Source organism: Mesorhizobium sp. CA14 (assembly GCF_020165195.1).
Classification (GTDB): domain Bacteria; phylum Pseudomonadota; class Alphaproteobacteria; order Rhizobiales; family Rhizobiaceae; genus Mesorhizobium.
This window is the reverse complement of sequence record NZ_JAIUHR010000008.1, coordinates 148,410-171,303: the sequence shown is the minus strand read 5'-3', so window position 1 is coordinate 171,303 and position 22,894 is coordinate 148,410. Positions and strand designations below refer to the sequence as shown.

The 22,894-nt window shown below is 64.5% G+C and carries 21 protein-coding genes and 1 tRNA gene; 11 read left to right on the top strand and 11 right to left on the bottom strand.

What is annotated here, in order from left to right; genetic code table 11:
• Positions 1-19: 19 nt before the first annotated feature.
• From LB565_RS12155 to LB565_RS12140, 4 genes are all read right to left on the bottom strand, one after another.
• Complete coding sequence (locus tag LB565_RS12155; protein ID WP_224584166.1) at positions 20-682, bottom strand: aminotransferase class IV family protein; 663 nt, start codon at positions 680-682, stop codon at positions 20-22.
• Positions 631-1,776 carry an aminodeoxychorismate synthase component I gene (locus LB565_RS12150; protein WP_224584164.1) on the bottom strand — a complete coding sequence of 382 codons (1,146 nt, stop codon included), beginning with the start codon at positions 1,774-1,776 and terminating at the stop codon, positions 631-633. Before LB565_RS12150 ends, LB565_RS12155 begins: the two co-directional genes overlap by 52 nt.
• A 151-nt stretch (positions 1,777-1,927) precedes the next feature.
• Positions 1,928-2,632, bottom strand: coding sequence for a proton-conducting membrane transporter (locus LB565_RS12145; RefSeq protein WP_224584153.1), 705 nt, complete (start codon positions 2,630-2,632; stop codon positions 1,928-1,930).
• 352 nt (positions 2,633-2,984) lie between these two features.
• Entirely contained in the window at positions 2,985-4,823 is a 1,839-nt protein-coding gene (locus LB565_RS12140) for a M3 family oligoendopeptidase (RefSeq protein WP_224584151.1), read from the bottom strand.
• 159 nt (positions 4,824-4,982) lie between these two features.
• On the opposite strand from LB565_RS12140, the gene LB565_RS12135 reads away from it, so the two are divergent.
• The 3 genes from LB565_RS12135 to LB565_RS12125 all read left to right on the top strand — a co-directional run bounded on the left by LB565_RS12135 (position 4,983) and on the right by LB565_RS12125 (position 8,910).
• On the top strand, positions 4,983-6,527 hold the full coding sequence (locus tag LB565_RS12135; protein ID WP_224584149.1) for a sigma-54-dependent transcriptional regulator: 1,545 nt from the start codon (positions 4,983-4,985) through the stop codon (positions 6,525-6,527).
• 377 nt (positions 6,528-6,904) lie between these two features.
• Entirely contained in the window at positions 6,905-8,761 is a 1,857-nt protein-coding gene (locus LB565_RS12130) for a DUF882 domain-containing protein (protein WP_224584147.1), read from the top strand.
• 75 nt (positions 8,762-8,836) lie between these two features.
• A tRNA-Gln gene (locus LB565_RS12125) sits at positions 8,837-8,910 on the top strand.
• Positions 8,911-8,960: 50 nt separating this feature from the next.
• On the opposite strand, the gene LB565_RS12120 is transcribed toward LB565_RS12125, so the two are convergent.
• Positions 8,961-9,851 (bottom strand): AraC family transcriptional regulator, encoded by an 891-nt coding sequence (locus tag LB565_RS12120; protein WP_224584145.1) that lies wholly within the window; start codon positions 9,849-9,851, stop codon positions 8,961-8,963.
• A gap of 218 nt (positions 9,852-10,069) precedes the next feature.
• On the opposite strand from LB565_RS12120, the gene LB565_RS12115 reads away from it, so the two are divergent.
• Positions 10,070-10,816 (top strand): SDR family NAD(P)-dependent oxidoreductase, encoded by a 747-nt coding sequence (locus LB565_RS12115; protein ID WP_224584143.1) that lies wholly within the window; start codon positions 10,070-10,072, stop codon positions 10,814-10,816.
• 9 nt (positions 10,817-10,825) lie between these two features.
• On the opposite strand, the gene LB565_RS12110 is transcribed toward LB565_RS12115, so the two are convergent.
• Positions 10,826-11,464 carry a 2-dehydro-3-deoxy-phosphogluconate aldolase gene (locus tag LB565_RS12110; RefSeq protein WP_224584141.1) on the bottom strand — a complete coding sequence of 213 codons (639 nt, stop codon included), beginning with the start codon at positions 11,462-11,464 and terminating at the stop codon, positions 10,826-10,828.
• 170 nt (positions 11,465-11,634) lie between these two features.
• Between LB565_RS12110 and LB565_RS12105 the strand changes: the two genes are divergently transcribed.
• The 3 genes from LB565_RS12105 to LB565_RS12095 all read left to right on the top strand — a co-directional run bounded on the left by LB565_RS12105 (position 11,635) and on the right by LB565_RS12095 (position 14,394).
• Positions 11,635-12,552, top strand: a complete 918-nt coding sequence (locus LB565_RS12105; protein ID WP_224584139.1) for a rhodanese-related sulfurtransferase — start codon at positions 11,635-11,637, stop codon at positions 12,550-12,552.
• A 122-nt stretch (positions 12,553-12,674) separates the two neighbouring features.
• Positions 12,675-13,406 carry a tellurite resistance TerB family protein gene (locus LB565_RS12100; RefSeq protein ID WP_224584137.1) on the top strand — a complete coding sequence of 244 codons (732 nt, stop codon included), beginning with the start codon at positions 12,675-12,677 and terminating at the stop codon, positions 13,404-13,406.
• Between the two features lie 226 nt (positions 13,407-13,632).
• On the top strand, positions 13,633-14,394 hold the full coding sequence (locus tag LB565_RS12095; RefSeq protein ID WP_224584135.1) for an SDR family oxidoreductase: 762 nt from the start codon (positions 13,633-13,635) through the stop codon (positions 14,392-14,394).
• Positions 14,395-14,406: 12 nt separating this feature from the next.
• Here LB565_RS12095 and LB565_RS12090 read toward each other — a convergent pair whose 3' ends face one another.
• Positions 14,407-15,591, bottom strand: a complete 1,185-nt coding sequence (locus tag LB565_RS12090; protein ID WP_224584133.1) for a pyridoxal phosphate-dependent aminotransferase — start codon at positions 15,589-15,591, stop codon at positions 14,407-14,409.
• 82 nt (positions 15,592-15,673) lie between these two features.
• Here LB565_RS12090 and LB565_RS12085 point away from each other — a divergent pair, with 82 nt between their 5' ends.
• Genes LB565_RS12085 through denD form a run of 4 tightly spaced genes read left to right on the top strand, consistent with a single transcriptional unit; the run spans position 15,674 to position 18,648 of the window.
• Complete coding sequence (locus tag LB565_RS12085) at positions 15,674-16,360, top strand: GNAT family N-acetyltransferase (RefSeq protein ID WP_224584131.1); 687 nt, start codon at positions 15,674-15,676, stop codon at positions 16,358-16,360.
• Positions 16,361-16,417: 57 nt separating this feature from the next.
• Positions 16,418-17,413, top strand: coding sequence for a cation diffusion facilitator family transporter (locus LB565_RS12080; protein WP_224584129.1), 996 nt, complete (start codon positions 16,418-16,420; stop codon positions 17,411-17,413).
• A gap of 51 nt (positions 17,414-17,464) precedes the next feature.
• Positions 17,465-17,671 carry a hypothetical protein gene (locus LB565_RS12075; RefSeq protein ID WP_224584127.1) on the top strand — a complete coding sequence of 69 codons (207 nt, stop codon included), beginning with the start codon at positions 17,465-17,467 and terminating at the stop codon, positions 17,669-17,671.
• Between the two features lie 2 nt (positions 17,672-17,673).
• A complete protein-coding gene (gene denD, locus LB565_RS12070; protein ID WP_224584124.1) occupies positions 17,674-18,648 on the top strand; it encodes a D-erythronate dehydrogenase in 975 nt (324 codons plus the stop codon).
• 64 nt (positions 18,649-18,712) lie between these two features.
• On the opposite strand, the gene LB565_RS12065 is transcribed toward denD, so the two are convergent.
• From LB565_RS12065 to LB565_RS12050, 4 genes are all read right to left on the bottom strand, one after another.
• Entirely contained in the window at positions 18,713-19,936 is a 1,224-nt protein-coding gene (locus LB565_RS12065) for a nickel/cobalt transporter (protein ID WP_224584122.1), read from the bottom strand.
• Between the two features lie 103 nt (positions 19,937-20,039).
• Positions 20,040-20,708 (bottom strand): DUF1007 family protein, encoded by a 669-nt coding sequence (locus tag LB565_RS12060; protein ID WP_224584120.1) that lies wholly within the window; start codon positions 20,706-20,708, stop codon positions 20,040-20,042.
• 78 nt (positions 20,709-20,786) lie between these two features.
• A complete protein-coding gene (locus LB565_RS12055) occupies positions 20,787-21,686 on the bottom strand; it encodes a LysR family transcriptional regulator (RefSeq protein ID WP_224584118.1) in 900 nt (299 codons plus the stop codon).
• A 2-nt stretch (positions 21,687-21,688) separates the two neighbouring features.
• A complete protein-coding gene (locus tag LB565_RS12050; RefSeq protein WP_224584116.1) occupies positions 21,689-22,885 on the bottom strand; it encodes an amidase in 1,197 nt (398 codons plus the stop codon).
• Between the last annotated feature and the right edge of the window lie 9 nt (positions 22,886-22,894).

The window sequence follows — 22,894 nt, the reverse complement described above, 5'->3', positions numbered from 1 at the left end:
GTTTATGTCTCCAGGGCGGTCAGCCGAGTCGCGCCGGGATCAGCCCGCGCAGCGAGTTGCCGACGAAGATCGCCTTCGCCGCCTTCAGATCGTCGAAGCTGTAGATCGCTTCCACGGCGCGGCCTTCGTCCAGAAGCTCGCCGCGCAATATTCCAGGCAAAAGGCCGCAGTCGAGGCGGGGCGTGGCGAGCGGCCCGTCGCCGAAATCGCCGAAGAGATTGGTGATCGTGCCCTCGCAAAGCTCGCCGCGCTCATTGGCCAGAAGCACTTCGTCGGCGCGGGTGGCGAGATATTCGCTGCGCGCCTGCGTGTAGACCTGGCGCAGGCTTGTCTTGTGGCGCAGCAGCGTGTTGGCGGAATCGAGACGGATGCGCGCCAGCTGCAGCCGCCAGACCTTGTCGGCCGGCAACGGTTCATAGGCTTGAGCGGCGGCTGCCGCTTCGCCATTGCGCTGCAAGGTAAGGCGCACGCGCAAAGCAACTCCGTGTCCGCCGACGGCGCTGGAAAGCACCTGGCCGATCCGCGCCGGATCGCAGGCGAAACCGAGTTCGGCGGCGGACGCATAAAGCCTCGCGAGATGGCGCTCGAAGCGCAGGAAGCCCGAGCCTGGCTCCCAGCGCATGGTCTCGATCAGCTCGAAGCCGGCACCGTTCCCGTCGCGAAGCGCGCTTTCAACAGACACTCCCGATACTCCTCTTCGGCGGTGGAATCGAAGACGACGCCGCCGCCGACATTGTAGACGGCCTCGCCGTCGGCAAAGAGCGAGATGGTGCGGATCGCCACCGAAAAACGCATCCTGCCGCCCGGCGCGATCCAGCCGATGGCCCCGCAATAGACATCTCGCGGTGCGTCTTCCAACTCGTGCAGGATTTCCATGGCACGGATTTTCGGCGCACCGGTGATCGAGCCGCAAGGGAAGAGCGCGGCGAAGACTTGGCGGATGCCGATGTCCGGCAAAAGCCTTGCCCGCACGCGGCTCACCATCTGGTGCACCGTCGGATAGGTCTCGATGCGGAACAGTTCCGGCACGTCGAGCGTGCCGACTTCGCTGATCAGCGAGATGTCGTTGCGCAGAAGGTCGACGATCATCCGGTTCTCGGCCTGGTTCTTTTCGTCGTTGCGCAGGAAGGCCTTCAGCCGTGCGTCTTCGGCCTTGGTCGCGCCGCGCGGCGCGGTGCCTTTCATCGGGTGGGTTTCGATCATGCCGTCGGCATCAATCTCGAAGAACAGTTCGGGCGAGCGCGACAGGACGATCGGATCGCCGAGCGAGACCAGCGCGCCATATTTCACCGGCTGGCGTTCCGTCAGCGCGTCGAAGGCCGCAAGCGGATCGCCCGACCACTGCGCACGAACCGGGAAGGTAAGGTTGCCCTGATAGCAATCGCCTTTGCGGATGTGGTTGTGAAGGCGCGCGAAGCGGCCGGCATAGTCCTCGGCCGACCAGGCTGCGCGGGCATCGAAGATCGGGCCGTTGCTGGCTGGCGCCAGTGACCGCGGGACCTCCTGCTCGTCGGGCGCATCGAAGACGCCAAGGCAGACCAACGGCGCGCGGCGGCCTTCGGGCAGCAGCGGCACCAGTTTCGGCTCGAGCAGGTAGCCGGCTTCGTAGGAGAAATAGCCCGCCAACCATTTGCCGGAATCGGAGGCGGCCTGCGCCCTTTCAAGCGCGGGCGCGAACTCTTCCGCGTCGTGCGCGACGATGATCTCGCGCGGCCTGTCGAAGACCAGCTGACGAGCGGTTGCGTCGTTGCGGAAGATGGCTGCGGGCAGGGACATGAACATTGGGTGCGGACAATTCAGTCGACCGCTCTATATGGGGGTTCGGCGAGGTGCAATCGAGGGAACGGCGTCGGGCGGCGCAAAGGCGGCTGGCCCAAACAAAGACGGCGCCCGTCGGGACGCCGCCTTACGCCAACAGGCGGATCGTTCAGCTGTTGCTTGCGGTTCCAGCCGAGGGGAACTGGCGGGCGAATTCGGCCTCGTCGCCGGCGGCCAGCAATTTCGCCTGCTCGATCCATTTTTCGCGCGCAATGCGGCCGTCGAAATTGAGCACGTCCTCGACGCGTTTGACGTCGGCATCGGTCCAGGCGGCGATCTGGGCATAGGTGGTGACGCCCAGGCCCTTAAGCAGTCTCTCGTTGACTGGCCCGATGCCGATGAGGCGGCGCAGATTGTCGGCCTTGCCTGTCGTCGGCGCGCCAGCTTTCTTTGCCGCGGGGGCCGCCGTTTTCTTGGGCGCAGCAGCCTTGGCAGCCGGCTTCGGCGCCGTCGCGGTCTTCGTTGCCGCCGGTTTCTTTGCGGCGGCCGACTTCGCCGGAGCGGCCTTTGCCGATGTGGCGGGCGTGGGCGTCGACATCAGCGCCGCCGGCGCCGGCGCGGCGGCCTTGCCGGCGCCCGCCTTGGCGGCAGGCGCATCGCGCAGCCGGTTTTCGAGATCGGCGCGGGCACGGCCGCAGGCGTCGAGCTCGCCCTTCAACCGATCGCTGTCGGCGCGCAGCCCGTCGCGCTCGCTTCGCGTGCGGTCGAGATCGCCACGCAGATTATCGAGCTCTCCGCGCAGGCGGCCCCAGATGAACCAGCCAACCAGGATACCCACAACGAACGCCAGGAGCATGTAGAAGAAAGTGCTCATTTCCCTCTCCAGTCCGATCTGTCGGCCGAGGCCCGGAAAGGCGAGCGCACGCCAAGGATCGTCAAAGGTTCCGTGACTGGCGGAACCGCCGGCTTCAATCGAGCCATCGGCGTTCGGCCTTGTCCGGGGCCGACGGCCATCATCGCATTCGCCCTGGCGCGCCGCGACCGGCCATCTCTGGCCTGCGCGATGCGTCCGGCTCAGCTTGAGGCCGGACGCTATCATATGGCTTGTCGAAAGCCAGTTGAAAATGCGCCGGAGAGTTATTCAAGAACAGCTATTTAGAGCAAGACTAGATCTTGCTAATATGCGCCTTGGCTAAACTATAGCTGCCGATACACTTCGTTGCTGTTCACTTCTCGAGCGCTTCCAACTCGTCGATCAGCGAACCGATCACGCCAAGGCCGATCTGCCAGAAAGCGGGATCAGTGGCGTCGAGGCCGAAGGGCGCCAGAAGCTCGGAATGATGCTTCGTGCCGCCGGCGCGCAGCATCTCGAAATACTTCTCCTGAAATCCGCGCTCGGCGTTCTGATAGACGGCGTAGAGCGAGTTCACCAGGCAATCGCCGAAGGCATAGGCGTAGACGTAGAAAGGCGAGTGGATGAAATGCGGGATGTAGGTCCAGAAGACTTCGTAGCCCTCGCGCAGCTTGATTGCCGGCCCCAGGCTCTCGGCCTGCACCTCCAGCCAGAATTCGCCCAGCCTGTCCGAGGTCAGCTCGCCGTTCTTGCGCTCGGCATGCACCTTGCGCTCGAACTCGTAGAAGGCGATCTGGCGCACGACGGTGTTGATCATGTCCTCGACCTTCTGGGCGAGCATCGCCTTGCGCTCGCGTTTGTCGCCGGTCTGCTCAAGCAGCGAACGGAAGGTCAGCATCTCGCCGAAGACGGAGGCGGTCTCGGCCAGCGTCAGCGGCGTCGAGGCCATCAGCGCGCCCTGGCCAGCGGCCAGCACCTGGTGCACGCCATGGCCGAGCTCATGCGCCAGCGTCATCACATCGCGCGGCTTGCCCATGTAGTTGAGCAGCACATAAGGATGCGCCGACGGAACCGTCGGATGAGCGAAGGCGCCGGGCGACTTACCCGCCCTGACCGGTGCGTCAATCCATCTGCGGTCGAAAAAGCCGCGGGCGATTTCGGCCATGTCCGGCGAAAAACGCTGGTAGGCGGAGAGCACCGTGTCCCTGGCATCGTCCCAGCTGATCACCGCCTGCGGCGTCTCCGGCAGCGGCGCGTTGCGGTCCCAGTGGTTCATCACCTCCATGCCGAGCCAGCGCGCCTTCATCGCGTAATAGCGGTGCGACAGCCGCGGATAGGCCTCGCGCACGGCCGCGGCCAGCGCATCGACCACTTCGCGCTCGACGCGGTTGGCGAGGTGGCGAGAGTCGGCAATGTCCTGGAAGCCGCGCCAGCGGTCGGAGATTTCCTTGTCCTTGGCTAAGGTGTTGGTGATGAGGGTGAAGGTGCGCAGGTTCTTGCGGAACGTGGCGGCGAGCGCCTCGGAGGCGCGGCGGCGCACCTCGCCATTGGCATCCTGCAACCGGTTGAGCGCCGGCTCAAGCGTCAGCTCCTCGCCGTCGACATCGAAGCGCAGGTCGGTCATCGTCTCGTCGAACAGGCGGTTCCAGGCGCCGCGACCGGTGACCGACTTTTCGTGGAACAATTGCTCGACACGATCCTCGAGCTGGTAGGGCTTGTCCTTTCTGAGATCGAGCACCCAGGGCCGGTAGTGGCCAAAGGTCTTGTCGGCGGCCAAAGCGCTCTCGATCGCCGCATCGTCGATCAGGTTGAGTTCGAGCGCGAAGAACAGGAGATGCGCGCTGGCATCCGTCATCTTTTCCTGGACGTCGCCATAGAGCTTGGCGCGCTGCGGATCGGCGGTGTTGCCGGCATAGACGAGGCCGGCATAGGAGACGATGCGGCCGATCAGTTCCTCGAGCGCCTCGTAGGTTTTGAGCGCCTCGCCGAGCCGGCCGGCGGCGCCGCGTCCGGCTTCTGCGGCAAGGGTGCCTTTCCAGCGGGTTTCGAAGGCGACGGCGTCGGCGGCCGCCTTGGCGATGTCGCGCTTCAACTCGGGCGCTTCCATGCCGGAGTAGAGATCGGCGAGATTCCATTCCGGCAGGTCACCAAGCCCCGCAGCGCCCTGGCCGGATATTGGCGCCGCAAGCCGCCGACCAAACATCATGCGCATCAACGATACCTTCTTAGAACCAAGGGGTCAGAATCAAAGGGAAAGGAAAAGCCGGTCAAATCCTAAGGAATTCGTTCACCGGCTTTTTTGAAACCTTATTTAGAACCCTGTGCCAAGATGATCCATGGGGATTTTCTCGGGCGGACAACTCGAACAGTCATGACAGGTTCCATACTCATAGTCGATGACGATCCGGTGCAACGCAGGCTGGTCGAAGCCGCGTTGACCAAGTTCGGCCATAGCGCGATCGTCACGGATGGCGGCGAGGCCGGTCTCGACGTGCTCGACGGGCCGAACGCGCGCGAGGTCTCCGTCGTCATTCTCGACCTTGTCATGCCTGGCCTCGACGGCATCGGCGTGCTAAAGGCGATGCGCGAGCGCGCCATCAACATTCCCGTCATCGTCCAGACGGCGCAGGGCGGCATCGAGACGGTCGTCTCGGCAATGCGGCACGGCGCCTTCGACTTCGTCGTCAAGCCGGCGTCGCCCGACAGGCTGCAGACCGCCATCTCCAACGCGCTCAAGGTGGAAGCCGTCGAGGACGAGGTGAAGCGCGCATCGCGGCGGCGCGGCGGCGGCCATCTCACCTTCAAGGACATGATCACGCGCAGCCCGGCAATGGACCGGGTGATCCGCCTCGGCCAGAAGGCTGCGGCCTCCAACATCCCGATCCTGATCGAGGGCGAGTCCGGCGTCGGCAAGGAACTGGTGGCGCGCGCCATCCAGGGGAGCGGCGATCGTCGCTCGAAGCCCTTCGTCACTGTCAATTGCGGCGCCATCCCGGACAATCTCGTCGAATCGATCCTGTTCGGCCATGAGAAGGGCTCCTTCACCGGCGCGACCGATAAGCACACCGGCAAATTCGTCGAGGCAAATTCCGGCACGCTGTTCCTCGACGAGATCGGCGATCTGCCGCTCGACGTCCAGGTCAAGCTGCTGCGCGCCGTGCAGGAAGGCGAGGTCGATCCGGTCGGCGGCCGATCGACCATCAAGGTCGACATAAGGCTGATCTCGGCCACGCACCGCAACCTTCTGCAGCAGGTCAAGGACGGCAAGTTCCGCGAGGACCTGTTCTACCGGCTGAACGTCTATCCCATCTTCGTGCCGCCGCTGCGCGACCGCCGCGACGACATTCCCTACCTCGTCCGGCATTTCATGGAAAAGGTCGCTCCGACCGATCCGCGCCGCCGCCTTGCCGGCATATCGGCCGCGGCGCTTGCGATGCTGCAGGCCTATGACTGGCCGGGCAACATCCGCCAGCTGGAGAATGCGGTCTTCCGCGCTTCGGTCCTCGCCGAGGGCGATGTGCTGACCGAGGAGGAGTTCCCGCAGATCCGGGCGCAGGTGGAAGGAACGGTCAATCTCGGAGCGGAACCGACATCCGCCGTCGCCAACACGGTTGCGGATGCCCCCCTGAATGAGGATGAGGTTGCCGACACGACGGGGCCTGCCTTGTCCGACGACGAGACGACAGTCAGGCCGCAGCCGCGTTTCGGAACGCTCCGTGCGCTGGATGAGCGCGGCAATGTGCGGGCGCTGGCGGACGTCGAACTCGAGATGATCAGGCTCGCGATCGACCATTACAACGGCCAGATGAGCGAAGTCGCCCGGCGGTTGGGCATCGGCCGCTCGACGCTCTACCGCAAGTTGAAGGAATATGGCATTGATCCCGAAGCTGGTCGCGTCGACCGGCTTGCCTCATAAGGGGGCAAGCCTCGAACCAGCTTGCCTGCCTAAAATCCGAGTCAAATTGTCGCTTTGAAGATGAAAACGCGGAGTTCTCAGCGTTAGCGTTGCCGAGGATCACGCATTAACGCTAACGGTAACAGATCGTGTTCTGGCCGGAACCAGATTCTTGATCTAAACCAGCGGTTTACCACGAAATGCCGTGCATCATTTTTGACGGGATATCGCCACGGTGTTACCGCATTTCGGCTTCAATAAACGATGATTAACCATTAGGATCGATATTCGGATGTGAAAACCACGCATCCGTTGGTCAAATCCGGGGACAAACGGCAGCCTGAAAGCCATTTGATTTGAACAAAATCGAACGACACAAAGACGGGCGGCATTTTCATATGAACGTCTGGCCGAGGTGGCTGACGTTCGTGATTTTGGCCGTCGGGTTCCTGTCCGCGGCGACGTCTGGCGCCCGGGCTGAAGTTCGTACACTCAAGCTCTATCACCTGCACACGCACGAAAAGGCCGAGATCGTCTACAAGCGCAATGGCCGCTACGATCCGGAAGGCCTGCGCAAGATCAACATCATCCTGCGCGACTGGCGCCGCAACGAGCCGACCAAGATGGATCCGCGGCTGCTCGACCTGGTCTGGGAAGCCTATCGCGAAAGCGGCGCTACCGACTATATCCAGGTCGTCTGCGGCTACCGTTCGCCGTCGACCAACGCGATGCTGCGCTCGCGCAGCCGGGGCGTCGCCGAGAAGAGCCAGCACATGCTGGGCAAGGCGATGGACTTCTACATTCCCGGCGTGCCGCTGAAGAAGCTGCGCAACATCGGCCTCAAGATGCAGGGCGGCGGCGTCGGCTATTATCCGAGTTCCGGTTCGCCCTTCGTCCATATGGATGTCGGCAATGTGCGCCACTGGCCGGGCATCAGCCGTCAGGAGCTGGTCAGCCTGTTCCCCAATGGCAAGACGCTGCATGTGCCCAGCGACGGCAAGCCGCTGCCTGGCTATGAGCAGGCGCTGGCCGCTTATCAGGCGCGCAAGGGCGCCGGCACGCCCAATATCGAACTGGCCAGCGCCGGTAGCTCGACCAAGCGGTCCGGCGGCCTGTTTGCCTGGTTCCGTGGCGGCGGCGCCGACGAGGCCGACGACGAAGCCGATGAAAGCGCCCCGGCGCCGCAGCAGAAAGCCGTGAAGCAGGTCCAGGTCGCGAGCGCCGCAACGGCCCGCACCAGCAATCTTCCGGGTATCGCGATCGTCGCGCCGAAGGATGCCAAGCGCGCCAGCATCCCGCAGATCGCGGATGACAGCGCCGACGATTCGCAGCCGCAGCAGGATACGCCGGAGACGATCATCGCCGCTCTGCCGCCCAAGGAAATCCCGCTGCCCGATTTCGCGCTTCGTCCGAAGGTCGATGTCGGCCAGCAGACGCCGCAGAACGTGCCGTTCGCCATGGCGGATGCGTCGGCGACGACGGAGCAGGCAGTTTCGACGGCACAGGCACCCGTGCCGGACAAGGTTCCGTTCGGCGCAGCCAGCGCGGCGGAGGCTGCGAGCACCGATCCGGCGCAGGTGGCGGTCAACAACATCCCGCTGCCGACCTGGCGGCCCGACCGTTCGACGCCGGCCGACCTGGCGCCGAAGGACAAGAGCGTGCTTCTGGCGCTGGCCGAAACGGCGTCGCAGGACAAGAGCGCGACCGACGCGTTCTCCGTGCTGCCGACCGCACGGCCGCAGCCCGGCAAGCAGGATGAGGTCAAAGCCGTTCTCGAACAGGCCAATGCGACTGTCGAAGCCGGTGGCGCCGGCGCCGAATATCAGCTTGCGTCGCTGACCGAGCCGGAGCCGCGCTCCGCCTTCAACGATCCGTCAGGCGTCGACGCGGCCTCGCCGCGCAAAGCCATCGCTGCGCTGCCGGCCGGGACCGATCCCGTGCAGGCGATCGGCGGCGGTGTGAAGACGACAGCCAAGGAGGGCAGGGCGTCCGCCCAGGGCCTGAAGCCAGGGCCCAAGGCCATGGTGGTGGCGCCGCCTCCGCAAGCCGCGCGCTGGGCGCTGGGCAGCGGCGTCAACATCGCCTCTGTTTCCGACCCGACGACGGCCCCGCGCTATGCCTACAACATCGTGCACACGCCGCCGAGCGAAGTGTACACGGCCGGCTTCCAGATGGATGGCCAGGTGCCGGACGCAAGCCGCTTCACCGGCAATGCGGTGAAGTTCCTCTCGGTCGCGCGCTTCCAAACGAAATAGGCGAGCCAGCGTGGCCGCCGAAAAGCCGCGTTGGCCTGCCAGCGCGGCTTTTGTTTTATGGCATGCGCCTGCACTTCCCGCTTCGTCTAATGGTAGGACAGCGCCCTTTGAAGGCGTGAATCGTGGTTCGAATCCATGAGCGGGAACCAGACATGGCAATAGCTCAGTCGGCGTTCCGTGCGCGTATGTTCACGCCAGGCTAAACTTCCAGCGTAGCCGCTTCGCCCTTGGCCAGGAGCCGCGCGGCGTCGCGCGCGGGCGGCAATCCGAACTGGCGCGCATATTCGCGGCTGAACTGGGAAGCGCTTTCGTAGCCGACAGCGAAAGCAACCTGCGCGGCGTTGCCCGGTTGCGCAATCAGCAGATGGCGCGCTTCCAGCAGTCGGAGCTGCTTTTGATACTGGATCGGGCTCATTGCCGTCGCCGCCTTGAAGTGCCGATGAAATGCGGCATTGCTCATATGCGACAGCTCGGCCAGTTGCGTCACATCGATCGGCTCGTTGTAGTGCGCCCGGATCCAGGCCGTGGCGCGGCGGATCTGCGACAGGCGCCCGTCGGCGCGGGCGAGCTGGCGCAGCTTTTCGCCTTGCGGGCCTTGCAAAAGCCTGAACGCGATCTCCCGTTCGAGCATGGGCGCGAGAACAGGAATCTCGGCCGGCTTGTCAAGCAGCCGCAGCATCCGGCGCCACCCATCGAGCAGCAAGTCATCGGCTTGATTGGTCACGAAGCTATCGCCATCGATCGCCGGCTTGTGGTCGACGAGCAGGCCGGCGATCAGCTCGGTATCGATCGAGAAGGCGATTGCCATGTAAGGTTGCGCGACGCTCGCCTCAACCAGTTGGCTGGTGGCGGGTGTTTCAACCGCATAGACGAAATAGCTGCCGGCGCTGTAGGCAAGTCTGCGGTGGCCGATCAGCACCGTCTTGGTTCCCTGCAGGACGAACAGCGCGGTCGGCTGGCAAAGCTCGGGCAGCGGCGGCGTCGGAACCTCACTGCGGCCGATCGTAACGCGCGGGATAGCCGCCTTCGTCCGCCGTCCGCGCGCATGCTGGCTGGCGATCGCGATCAATTCCTGAAGCGCTTCGTGCATCCTTGCAGCATTGCCGATCCCCTGCCGCCAAGCAACCACAGCCAGGCCGTGACGCGCACCTGGTGACGCGAAGACGCGCACTTGGGTGACGCGAAGACGCGCACTTGGGTGACGCGAAGACGCGCACCTGAGAGGATTAGGCAAGAGCATGAGAGCTTTTGGCGCGCAAAGCGGCCCGGCTCCCGTCATGTCTAGGTCACCGAACAGGAGACCTGGATATGACGACGAAGAATGCGCTGGTGACCGGCGCCAACAAGGGCATCGGCCGCGAGACCGTCCGGCGACTGGCGGCACTCGATTACAAGGTGTGGCTCGGTGCTCGCGACGCCGGGCGTGGAGAGACCGCTGCGCAAGCACTGCGTGGCGAAGGGTTCGACGTCGAGTGGCTCGAGCTCGATGTCGCCAGCGACGAGAGCGTGGCGGCCGCGGTCAAGACAGTCGCGGCGCGGGCGCGTGCCCTGGAGGTGCTGGTCAACAATGCCGGCATTGCGTCCGGCTATGTCGAGGCGCTCGGCCCGGATGGCCGCTATGAGCGGCCGCCGAGCCGCGAGAATATCGCGGATATGAAAGCCACCTATGACGTGAACGTCTTCGGCCCGGTGCGGGTCACGCAGGCGTTCCTGCCGCTGCTCACGGCATCGCCCGCTGCTCGGATCGTCATGGTGAGCAGCTATCTCGGATCGCTGGCGCGCGCGTCCGGCAATGACCAATCGCCCAATGTCATGGGCTATGGCAGTTCGAAGACGGCGCTCAATGCCGTAACACTGGCCTTCGCCCGGGAACTCGCGCCGCGCGGCATCATGGTCAATGCCGCCGCTCCCGGCTACACCGCGACGGACCTCAACGCGCACAGAGGTGGCCGCACGGTGCAACAGGCGGCCGAGATCATCGTGCGGCTGGCGACGCTGGCGCCAGGCGGACCGACGGGCGGCTATTTCGATGAGAACGGCGCGCTGCCCTGGTGAAAGCGCTGATTACTTCTTGAGCTTGCTCGCCTCACGCGCCAGCGCTTCGATCTCATCCCACTTGCCCGCCTTGATGAGATCGTCGGGCGCGACCCAGGAGCCGCCGACACAGATGACGTTGGGCAGGCTCAGATAGTCGGCGGCGTTCCTGGCCATGATGCCGCCGGTCGGGCAGAATTTCACGTCCGCCAGCGGCGAGGCGAAAGCCTTCAGCGAAGCGATGCCGCCGGACTGCTCGGCCGGGAAGAATTTCAGGAAGCGCAGGCCGGCTTCGCGCGCGGCCATGATCTCGCCAGGCGTGATGGCGCCGGGCAAAAGCGGCACGGGGCTGTCCTCGGCCGCGTCGAGAAGCTCTCTGGTGATGCCCGGGCTGACGATGAATTTCGAGCCGGCGGCGGCTGCCTCGTCGAACTGACTGGCATCGAGGATGGTGCCCGCGCCGACGACCGCTTCTTCGACCTCGGCCGCGACGCGGCGGATCGCTTCCAGCGCATCGGCGGTGCGCAAGGTGATCTCGATCGCCCTCAAGCCACCGCGCGACAAGGCGCGGGCGAGCGGCACGGCATCTGCCACATTGGCGATCTTGAGCACCGGGATGACCGGCTGACCGTTGAGGAGCGACAGGAGCTTTTCGGTCTTGCTGGTCATGTGCTGGTCTCCATTTGGATCGTTTTAAACCGATTAGCAGAAGGGATATGCCAAGTCCACGAAGCCCGGCGTGTCGTGATGCCGCGCAGCGGATCGCCGCCGGCCTTTGAGTCTCCTTCGCCTTGAAACCGCTTTCACCACGGTCTAGTGGCATGACCATGACAACAGCCATGGAAATTCAGCCAGTCCGGGTCGCCGCGCTCTATAAATTCGCGCGCCTCGACGGATGCGAGGCGCTGCGCGCGCCGCTCGCCGCCTTCTGTTGCGGGCGCGGCATCAAGGGCACGCTGCTTCTGGCGCGTGAAGGCATCAACGGCACCGTTGCCGGCAGCGAGGAAGCGATTGCCGCGCTTGTGGACCATTTGCAGGCCATCGAAGGCCTGGCCGGTCTGGAAGTCAAATACAGCAGCGCCGCCGAAATGCCGTTCCACCGCATGAAGGTGCGGCTGAAGCGCGAGATCGTCACCATGGGTGTCGAGGATATCGATCCGGCAACCAGCGCTGGCACCTATGTCGCGCCGGCCGACTGGAACGCGTTGATCTCGGATACCGACACCGTCGTCATCGACACCCGAAACGCCTACGAGGTCTCGCTCGGCACCTTCAAGGGCGCGGTCGATCCGAGGACCAGCAGCTTCCGCGAGTTCCCGGCCTGGGTGGAAGAGCACCGTAAGGAACTCGAAGGTCGCAAGGTGGCGATGTTCTGCACCGGCGGCATTCGCTGCGAGAAGGCGACGGCGTATGTGAAGTCGCTCGGCCTCAAAAATGTCTTCCATCTCAAGGGCGGCATCCTGAAATATCTGGAAGACGTGCCGGCCGAAGAGAGCCTCTGGCAAGGCGAATGTTTCGTGTTCGACGAGCGGGTGTCCGTCTCGCATGGTCTTGCCGAGGGCGAAGCCGAACTCTGCCGCGCCTGCCGACATCCGCTGACGGTCGAGGACAGGCTGTCGCCGAAATATGTGACCGGCGTTTCATGCCCGCATTGCTTTGAGGCGCGGTCCGATGCTGATCGCGAGCGCTATGCCGAACGCCACCGCCAGGTCGAACTTGCGCAAGCGCGCGGCGGCAAGCGCCATATCGGCAGTTAGAGCGGCCAACTGCGCGACCGAAAAGTCGCCCCTTCATTGTAATGTCAGTGCGCGGGGCCTACCTCTTGCCGGTCCGAAACCTCGCCCGGGCATATTCGGCCGGGCCAATTCTGGAGGCATTGATGCTCGACCCCAAGAAGCTGCTCGACGACCTTCTCGGCTCGCAAGTCCCTGGGACCGGCTCGACTGTCCGCGACAAGGCGGGGCAAGCGGTGCAGATGGCGAAGGACAATCCGCTTGCCGCCGGCGCGCTTGCCGCGGTGCTGCTCGGCACCGGCACCGGGCGGCAGGTGACGGGCGCGGCCATCAAGCTCGGCGGCCTGGCCGCCATCGGCGGCCTCGCCTACAAGGCCTACCAGAACTACAAGGCCGGCAAAGCGCCGGAGCAGGCGCCTTCGTCCGGCGAACCGGAGTTGCTGCCGCCGCCGGCCGACACCGCCTTCCATCCCTCGCAGGCGCCGCAGGGTGAGGGCGAGTTCACGCTGACGCTGGTCAGGGCGATGATCTCGGCCGCAAAGGCCGACGGCCATGTCGATGATGAAGAGCGCAAGAAGATCGCCGACAAGCTCAAGCTCGCCGGCATCGGCGCTGAAGCGGAGAAATTCCTGCTTGCCGAGCTCGAAAGCCCGCTCGATCTCGACACGCTGGTCGCCGGCGCCAACACCGATGCGCAGAAGCTCGAGCTCTACACCGCCTCGCGGCTTACCATCGATCCCGATACGCGCGCCGAGCGCGGTTATCTCGACCTTCTGGCCGGCCGCCTCGGCCTGCCGGACGCCCTCGTCGATCATGTCGAGGCGACGGTTTCGGCTGCCAAGGTGCCCGCCGGAAGCGCTCCAAGTTCGGCTTGGTAAACGCCAGGGTTAGCGGGTGCGGTTGCCGTTAACTTCTCGTTCACCCAGCAAGCGCATCATTCTAATCAGTCGGACCGGCTTTTCCTCCTCCCAAGCGCGGTTCAGATCGGGGCGGTCGCCAATGGCCGCCCTTTTTGTTGGCCTTTTCTTTATTGCCAACAGTGGCTTGCCATGACCCCAGGCATTTGCGATGCCACGTCTTTCCATGCATGACCGGAGGACGGCGATGACAGCCATAGTAGAGAAAACCGCCATCGTTACCGGCGCCGGCACCGGCATCGGCAAGAGCGTCGCCACGGCGCTGCTCAAGGCAGGCTGGAACACGGTGTTCTGCGGGCGCCGCAAGACGCTGCTGGAGGAGGCGATCGCCGAGGCGGGCAAGACGCAGGCCAAGGCGCTGGCCGTCGCTTGCGACATCAGCAAAGCCGAGGAAGTCGACGACATGTTCGAGACGGTGCTCGAGGCTTTCGGCCGCGTCGACCTGCTCTTCAACAATGCCGGCATGGGCTACAAGTCGACGCTGATCGACGAGATCCCGGTCGAGGTCTGGAACGATGTCGTGGGCGTCAACCTCACCGGCTCGTTCCTGTGCGCCCGCGCGGCTTTCGGCGCGATGCGGAGGCAGAAGCCGATGGGCGGCCGCATCATCAACAACGGCTCCGTGTCGGCCTATGCGCCGCGCCCTGGCTCGGCGCCCTATACGGCGAGCAAGCACGCGATCACCGGGCTCACCAAGACGCTGGCGCTCGACGGCCGGCCCTTCGACATCGCCTGCGGCCAGATCGATATCGGCAATGCGCTGACCGACATGGTGCAGCCGACGACGGTCGGCGTGCCGCAGGCCGACGGCTCCATCGCCGCCGAGGCGGTAATGGATGTGCAGCGCGTCGCCGACGCGGTGCTGCATATGGCGAGCCTCCCGCTCGACGCCAATGTGCTGTTCATGACCGTGATGGCGACGAAGATGCCGTTTGTCGGGCGCGGGTAAGCGCCTGACGGGTCATTTCGTCAGGAACGCTTCGATCCGCTCCAGCGCGCGCAGGATGTTCTCCTCGGAATTTGCGTAGGAAAGGCGGATATAGCCTTCGCCGAGAACGCCGAAATCGGGGCCGCCGATGAGCGCCACGCCGGCATCCTCCAACAGCGCCGAGGCAAGCTTCTTCGCCTTCCAGCCGGTCCTCGAGACATTGGGGAAGGCATAGAAGGCGCCCTTCGGCGTGATGCAGGAAATGCCCGGCAGCGCATTCAGCCCTTCGACCACGATCTTCCTGCGATTGTCGAAGGCGCGCATCATCTTTTCGACATCGTCCTGCGGGCCGTCGATCGCGGCGATGCCGGCATACTGGCTCGGCGCGTTGACGCAGGACCAGCAATTCACCGCCAGCTTGCGCACCTTGTCGTAGAGGTAAGCGCCCTTTTCGCCATTCGGCCAGATCGACCAGCCCATGCGCCAGCCCGTCATCGCCCAGGTCTTTGACCAGCCGTTGAGCACGATCAACCGATCGCGGATTTCGGGGAAGTTGAGCAGCGAGCAGTGGGTCTCGCCGTCATAGGTCATGACGTCGTAGATCTCGTCCGACATGATGGCGACCTGCGGGTGCTTCTCCAGGCCCTTGACCAGCTTCTCGATCTCGGCGCGCGGGGTGACGCCGCCGGTCGGATTGGCCGGCGAATTGAGAATGAGCAGCCTGGTCTTGGGCGTAATCAGCGCCAGCGTCTCGTCGGCCGAGAAGGCAAAGCCATTCTCCTCGCGGATCGGAACCGGCACCGGCGTGGCTCCGGTGAACTCGATCATCGAGCGGTAGATCGGAAAGCCCGGATCGGGATAGAGGATTTCGGCGCCGGCCTCGCCGAACATCAGGATCGCGCAGAACATGGTCGGCTTGCCGCCAGGCAGGATCATCACATTCTCGGGCGACACCTCGACGCCGGTGGTGGTCAGCGTGCGGCGCACGACTGCCTCGCGGGTGGCCAAGAGCCCATTTGCCGGCGTGTAGCCGTGGTGGCCGTCGCGCAGCGCCTTGATCGCCGCCTCGACGATATGCTGCGGCGTCTTGAAGTCGGGTTGGCCGATGCCGAGATTGATGATGTCGCGGCCCTGGTGGGCAAGCGCGGTGGCCCTGGCGAGCACCGCGAAGGCATTTTCCTCGCCGAGCCGGTCGAAGGCCGCGATCGTGTGGAGCATTTTTCCCGTCCCTGTGGTTCTTTCTGTAGGCGAGCGTTTTTGTGACCGTCCGCCAGCAAAAGTCAAACGGATTGGAGTGGCCGTGCCGGAAGATCTGAAGAATTGGCAGCCGCGCCCGCGGCCGGAACGCAAGGCGATCGAGGGACGCATCGTCAGGCTCGAGCCGCTGAGCGCGGCAAAGCATGGCGACGGCCTCTACGAGGCCTCCTCGGTTTCGGATGCCGGCGGACGTTTCGCGTGGCTGCCCGACTATCCGCCGGAAACCCGCGCCGCCTTCCAGCCTTGGCTCGACAAGGCCGAAGCCAGCGAGGATCCGCTGTTCTTCACCGTCATCGACAAGGCGAGCGGCAAGATCGCCGGGCGCCAGACGCTGATGCGCATCGACGCCAATAACGGCGTCGGCGAAATCGGCAACATCTATTGGGGTCCGCTGATCTCGCGCAAGCCGGCAGCGACCGAGGCGCAGTTCCTGTTTGCGAAATATCTTTTCGACGATCTCGGCTACCGCCGCTACGAGTGGAAGTGCAACAACCGCAACGAGCCCTCGAAGCGCGCTGCCGAACGCTTCGGCTTCAAGTTCGAAGGCATCTTCCGCCAGCATCTTGTGGTCAAGGGTGAAAACCGCGATACGGCGTGGTATTCGATCATCGACAAGGAATGGCCGGCCTTGCGCAAAGCCCATGAAGCCTGGCTCGATCCGGCGAATTTCGACAGCGAAGGCGGCCAGAAGCGGCGGCTTGAGGATTTTCGCGCCGAGTTTGGCGCGTAGACCACGATCTCCGGAAGCGGAAAACCGCTTGCGGCAGGTCGGACAGGAGTTTCGGCAATGGCGCACGACCACGCTTCGCACGATCATGACTCGGCCGGTCACAGCCATGCCGCTGGCCATGTGCATGGCTCGACCGACAAGAAGCGGGTGCTGATCGCGACCTGCCTGACCGCGGGCTTCATGGTCGCCGAGGCGCTCGGCGGCTGGCTGACCGGATCGCTGGCGCTGGTCGCCGATGCCGGGCACATGCTGGCCGACGCCATAGCGCTTGGTCTTGCCTGGTATGCCTTCCATCTGACGGGCCGTCCGGCTACTGGCCGTCTCACCTATGGCTTCGCCCGGGTGAAGACGCTGGTCGCCTACACCAACGGCATCGCCATCTTCGTCATTGCGCTCTGGATCATCTACGAGGCCTGGGGGCGGCTGATGAATCCGGCGCCGGTGCTCGGCGGGCCGATGCTGGTGGTGGCGGTGGCAGGGCTCATGGTCAACATCGCCTCCTTCTTCGTGCTGCATGGCGGCGATCGGGAAAGCCTCAACATGCGCGGCGCCATCCTGCATGTGCTGGGCGATCTGCTGGGTTCCGCGGCGGCGATCGTCGCCGCCATCATCATCGTGGCGACGGGGTGGACGCCGATCGATCCGATCCTGTCGGTGCTGGTGTCGCTGCTCATTCTCTCGACGGCATGGTCGCTGATGCGCGAGGCGGCCCACGTCCTGCTGGAAGGCGTGCCGGCAAGCCTCGACCGCGACATGGTCGCCAAGGACATCGAAAGCGCGGTCAAAGGCGTGCGCGAGGTACATCACATGCATGTCTGGTCGCTCGACGGGACGTCCAACATGGCGACGCTGCATGCCTGCCTGAACGACGGCGTCGATCCGCATGTGGCGGTGAGCGCCATCAAGAAGCGGCTTGCGGTCAAGCACGGCATCGATCATGCCACGGTCGAGCCCGAATTCGGACAATGCGCCGACAGCCATGACCAGCACGACCATCACCATGATCACGACCACGCGCATGGCGCGCCTGCCGATCGCCGGCATTATCACTGATCCCGCCGTGACGATGAAACCGAACAGCCTCGAAATGAGGACCTTCCGCTGATGGATCGTGACACAAAGAACGCGGCGTTCGCCGCGGCGGTGATACTGCTCCTGTTCGGCCTCGCCGCCTATTTCCTGCCGGCAATCATGCTGGCCGCGGGCAAGGTGTCGACGGTGCTGGCGGCCGTCATCGCCGTTGTCTTCATGGTCGGGCTGTTCGTCGTCCTGTGGCTGCGCGGACGCAGCCAACGCAAGAAAGGTCTCTGAAGATGAGAATTCTGATCACGGGCGCGGCCGGCATGGTCGGCCGCAAGCTTATCGCGCGGCTCGCCAAGGACGGCACGCTGCGCGGGCGCAAAATAACGGCGCTCGACCTGCATGATATCGTGGCGCCGCCAGCGCCGCCGCTCACGGGCGTCGATGTCTCGATCCACACTGGCGACCTGTCCGCGCCCGGCGCCATGGCGGCTCTCGTAGCTCCGCGCCCGGACGTGATATTCCATCTGGCGGGCATCGTGTCGGGCGAGGCGGAAGCCAATTTCGATCTGGGCTACCGGGTCAATCTCGACGGCACGCGCGCGCTGTTCGACGCGGTGCGTCTGGCGGCCTTCGCGCCGCGCCTCGTCTTCACCTCGTCGATCGCCGTGTTCGGCGCGCCGTTCCCGGATGTCATCCCGGATGAGTTCCATCCGACGCCGCTCACCTCTTACGGCACGCAGAAGCAGGTGAGCGAAGCGCTGCTCGCCGACTATACGCGGCGCGGCTTCTTCGACGGTATCGGCATCCGGCTGCCGACGATCTGCGTTCGCCCCGGCAAGCCGAACAAGGCGGCGTCGAGCTTCTTCTCAGGCATTATCCGCGAGCCGCTCGCCGGGCAGGACGCGATCCTGCCGGTGCCGCGCTCGGTGCTGCACACCCATGCCAGCCCGCGCTCGGCGGTGAATTTCCTCATCCATGCGGCTGAGATAGACGGCGACAAGGTCGGTCCGCGCCGCAACCTCACAATGCCAGGCGTCGCCGTCACCGTCGGCGAGCAGATCGAGGCGCTGGAGCGCATTGCCGGCGTCGAGGTCGCGAAGCGGATCCGCGAGCACCCCGACGAAACCATCTGGGCGATCGTCAAAGGCTGGCCGACGCGATTCGAGGCCAGGCGGGCGCGGGAACTCGGCTTTGCCGCCGAAAGCAGCTTTGACGAGATCATTCGGGCGCATATCGAGGATGAGCTTGGCGGAAAGATCGCCTGACGTCTGTCGATACCAAGTGATGCCGGCCTGACCCGAAGCTCAATACAATTTGGGCACTGCCTGGTCAGGCGCCGCCCGACAGGCCGGCCGACAGAAGCAGCAGTCCGACCAGGAAGATGAAGGCGGCGCCGCCGATCTCGACGATGGAATGGATACGGTTGCCGATGCGTCCATCGCCGGCGAAATAGACGGCCCAGTTCTTCGCCAGCACCGCGATCGTCGCCAGCGCCGAGACGGTGATCGCGGTACCGATCGACATCGCAAGCACCGACAGCAGCCCTCCCACCCACAGTCCGTTGAGCAGAGCGAAGCTCAGCACGATCAGCGCGCCGGAGCAGGGGCGGATGCCGACGGCGGCCACCGCCGACCAGGCGGTCTTCCAATCAAAGCGGTCACCCGACAGCATCGCCGGATCCGGGGCATGCGAATGGCCACAGGTCTCGCAGACTTCGCCAGGGCCATGGTCGTGGTGGACGTGCCCGTGGTCGTGGTCGGCGTGATGGTGGTGATCATGCGCACCATGATCGTGGCCTTGCGAATGGTCATGATGAACATGGTCGTGATCGTCATGCGCGTGCAGTGCATGGGAATGCGCGGCGTGCGCATGCGCACGAGCGTGAGAACGGCTGGCATGGGAATGCGCAGGAGCATGCGAGTGGCCCGCCTGCCCGCCATGCGAATGGCCGGCATGGGCGGCCGACAGGCTGTAGGCAGGCGTCCTGCCGAACAGGCGCAGGATCGACGGACCGAGCTTGCGCCACAACAGCCAGCCGCCGAACAGGGTGACCAGCACATAGCTCGAGATTTCCAGGAACCAGGCCGCGTCGGTCATCGAGATCGCGGTGCCGCGCAGCACGAAATAGGCGAGCATCATGACGACCACCGCCGTCAGGCCCTGCAGCAGCGCCGAGACGAAGGAGAGCATGATGCCACGCTTCAGCGCCACTTCGTTGGCGACCATATAGGAGGAAATGACCGCCTTGCCGTGGCCGGGGCCGGCGGCGTGGAAGATGCCATAGGCGAAGGAAAGCCCGATCAGCAGCCAGAGCTTGCTGCCGTCCTGGCGCATCGCCTTCATGGCGGCCGCGAGCGAATGGTAGAATTCCTGCTGCCTGAGATTGATCCACATCAGGATATGGGCGAACGGACCCGTGGTGGTCGGCGCCATGCCGTCATTGGTGCCGATGCCGAGCGAGCTTTGCGCATGCGCCACGACAGGCAAATGGGTGATCACCAGGGTGACGGCCAAAAGGCAGAGCGCCAGTCGGATATTCGTGGGATGTCCCACGAATATCCGCTTAGATTCCCTTGTTTGTCGCAGGATCCGATCGCAAAACCGTGAGACACTTTTGCGGAACCTGCTTGCGCGCAGCGGTGGTTTCATCACCAAATCATCCTTCCGGCGGGCAGTTCAACTCGAGCTTGGTGGCGAAGATCTTGCTCATGTTGGTGCCTGTCGGATCGTTGAAGAACGCCTCCGTCAGGGTCTTCTGGTTTTCCTTGATCGCCTCGTCAGGATCGGGCCGGATGACTTTCTTGGTGCAGGTCGAGGGCAGGCCTTCGACGGCAAGGTTGGCGTCGTCGGTAAAGTCGATCGCCGTGTAGAAGGTCGGATCGTAGACGCCGATGTCGACTTTGCCGGCGAGCTTGATCGGGGTCTTCGGCTGCGACTCGAACAGGATGATCAACTGGTCGTTCTCGAAGTTCGCCATCAGATGCGGCGGCGGCACCATCGGCACGTCCTTGCCGTCCTGGGTTACGAGCTGGAAGTAATTGAACTCGGCCAGCGAGGAATGGACGGTGTCGGCCACTTCCTTGAGCTCTTTGTCGTCAAGTTTCAGATCGGAGTTCTTATCGAACTCCATCATCACTGTACTCGAAAACAGGTCGTCGAAGCGCCAAAGGTGGCGCAGCGCCGTCACACTTTGGTGATCCTGGCTGAGGATGACGTCGAGGCGCGCCTCGGCGAAGACATGCGGGTGCACTTCGGCCTGCTCGACCGAGGCGAACATGACCGCGAGGGCCGAAGCCAGCATGGTTGCTTGCTTTTTCAGATGCATTCGTGGCCGCGATTCCATCGACTTCGGGAGCGGGGCCCGAGAGTTAGCATAAAGGGGGCGAAATTGGGACGCGGGTCATCACGCTGTGTCGCGCGTCTTGAACCACTGCACCAGGAAATCGACGAGGACCCTTACCTTGGCCGGCAGATAGCGGCGGTGCGGGTAGACGGCGAAGATGCCGGTGCCCGCCAGGAGACGATCGTCGAGCGCAGTGACCAGCTTGCCGGATGCGACGTCGGAGGCGGCGATGAAATCCGGCAGCATGGCAAAGCCGAGGCCGGAGAGCGCGGCGGCTCTCGCCACGATCGGGCTGTTGACCTCGATCGGACCCGAAACGGCGACGCTGATGGAGTCCTCGCCCTCGCCCTTGAAGCGCCAGTTGGATAGCGAGCGGCCGTTGGTGTCGACGATGCAGGGCATATTGGCGAGATCCTGCGGACGTGTCGGCTTGCCATGCTTGGCGATCAGCTCCGGCGACGCGCAAAGCCTGACCGAGAATGGCGCCAACCGCCTGGCGATCAGCGAGGAGTTCTCCAGCCGCGAGATGCGCACGGCAAGGTCGAAACCTTCCTCGACGAGGTCGACGAAGCGGTCGTCGAGATGGATGTCGAGCACGATGTCGGGATGCTGCCTGGCGAAGTCGACCAGCGACTGACCGATCGGCGCATCGGCGAAGGTGCGGGCGGCCGACAGCTTGATCCTGCCGCGAACGTCGCCGGAAGACTGGCGCACAGCCTCGGCGAGGCTGTCGACCTCGCGCACGATTTCGGAAGCGCGCTGATAATAGGTGTGGCCGGCTTCGGTCAGCGAGAATTGGCGCGTTGTGCGGTTCAAGAGCAGCGCGCCAAGCTCGTCTTCCAGCTCGCGCACATATTTCGACAAAAGCGCCTTGGAGCGGCCGATCTTGCGCGCCGCGGCCGAAAAGCCTTCCGCCTCGACCACGTCGATGAAGGCGCGCATGCGCGTCAATGTATCCATGGTCAGACCTTTCGTGCCGCGTCGAGAATTCTGCGGCCGAGCCGTATCAGGGCAACGTCGCTGCCGGAAGGGCCGAGCAGCGAAAGACCGAAAGGTGCGTCGTCGACGGAGCCGATCGGCAAGGTGATCTGCGGAAAGCCCGAAAGACCGGAAAGGCACAAGAGGTGCAGCGCCCTTTCGCGATAGGCCTGGAACTGTTCCGGCGTGCTGGCGGCGAGCGGTGCTGCGCCGGGAACGGTGGGCAGGACCAGAAAGCCGTCGTTGCCGAGCAGCGCCCCGAATTCGGCCCGGAACGCCAGGCGGCGAGCGGCTTCGGTGGCGGCAGTTTTGGCGTCGATGGTGCGACCGAAGCCGAAACGCTCCTCGACGCCGGGGCTGAGCCGGCCGCCGGCCGAGATCCAGGGGCCATGCTCGCGCCAGGCCTCGAAGGCCTGCAGGCGGCGGAAGCACCAGTAAAGCTCGTCCGGGAACGAGGCGAAGGCGTATTCGGTCTCCACCGGCTGGCCGATGACGCCGGCCGCCAGCGCCTTCATGCGCGCATATTCGGCGGCTTCCGCCGGGCCGGTGACGAAGGCATCAAGCCAGCGGATCGACAGCGGGCGGTTGAGCGGGTGCTGGTGCGGATCGCGGCCGAGCAAAAGCTTGCCGACCGCCTCATAGGTCTCGATGTCGTCGGCGAACCAGCCGAACGTGTCGAAGCTCGATGCCAACTTCATCGCGCCGTCGAGCGGAATGCGGCCATGGGTGGTGCGCAGCCCGATCAGGCCGCAGAAGCTCGCCGGCGCGCGGATCGAGCCGCCGGTGTCGGAACCGGTGGCGATGTTCGCCAGCCCGCCGGCAACCGCGGCCGCCGAGCCGGAGGAGGAGCCGCCGGTGACGCGGTCAGGCGCGGCGGGATTGACCGGGTAGGCGAAATGCGCGTTCTGGCCGAATAGCGAGAAGGCCAACTCGTCGGTCTGGGTCTTGCCGACGAATCGCGCGCCGGCATCGAGGATCGTCTGCACTGCTTGCGCCGTGCGCGAGGCGGCGTGCGCCTCCTCGAATTTTTGCGGATTACCGCAGCCGGTGCGGTAGCCGGCGACGTCATAGATGTCCTTGACGGCCAGGCGCAGGCCGGCGAGCGGGCCCAATTCCGCATTCGCCACAGGCATTTGGCGCAGATCGAGGAAGGCGTTCAGCGGTCCTTGAGTTCCTGGCATCGTTCGATT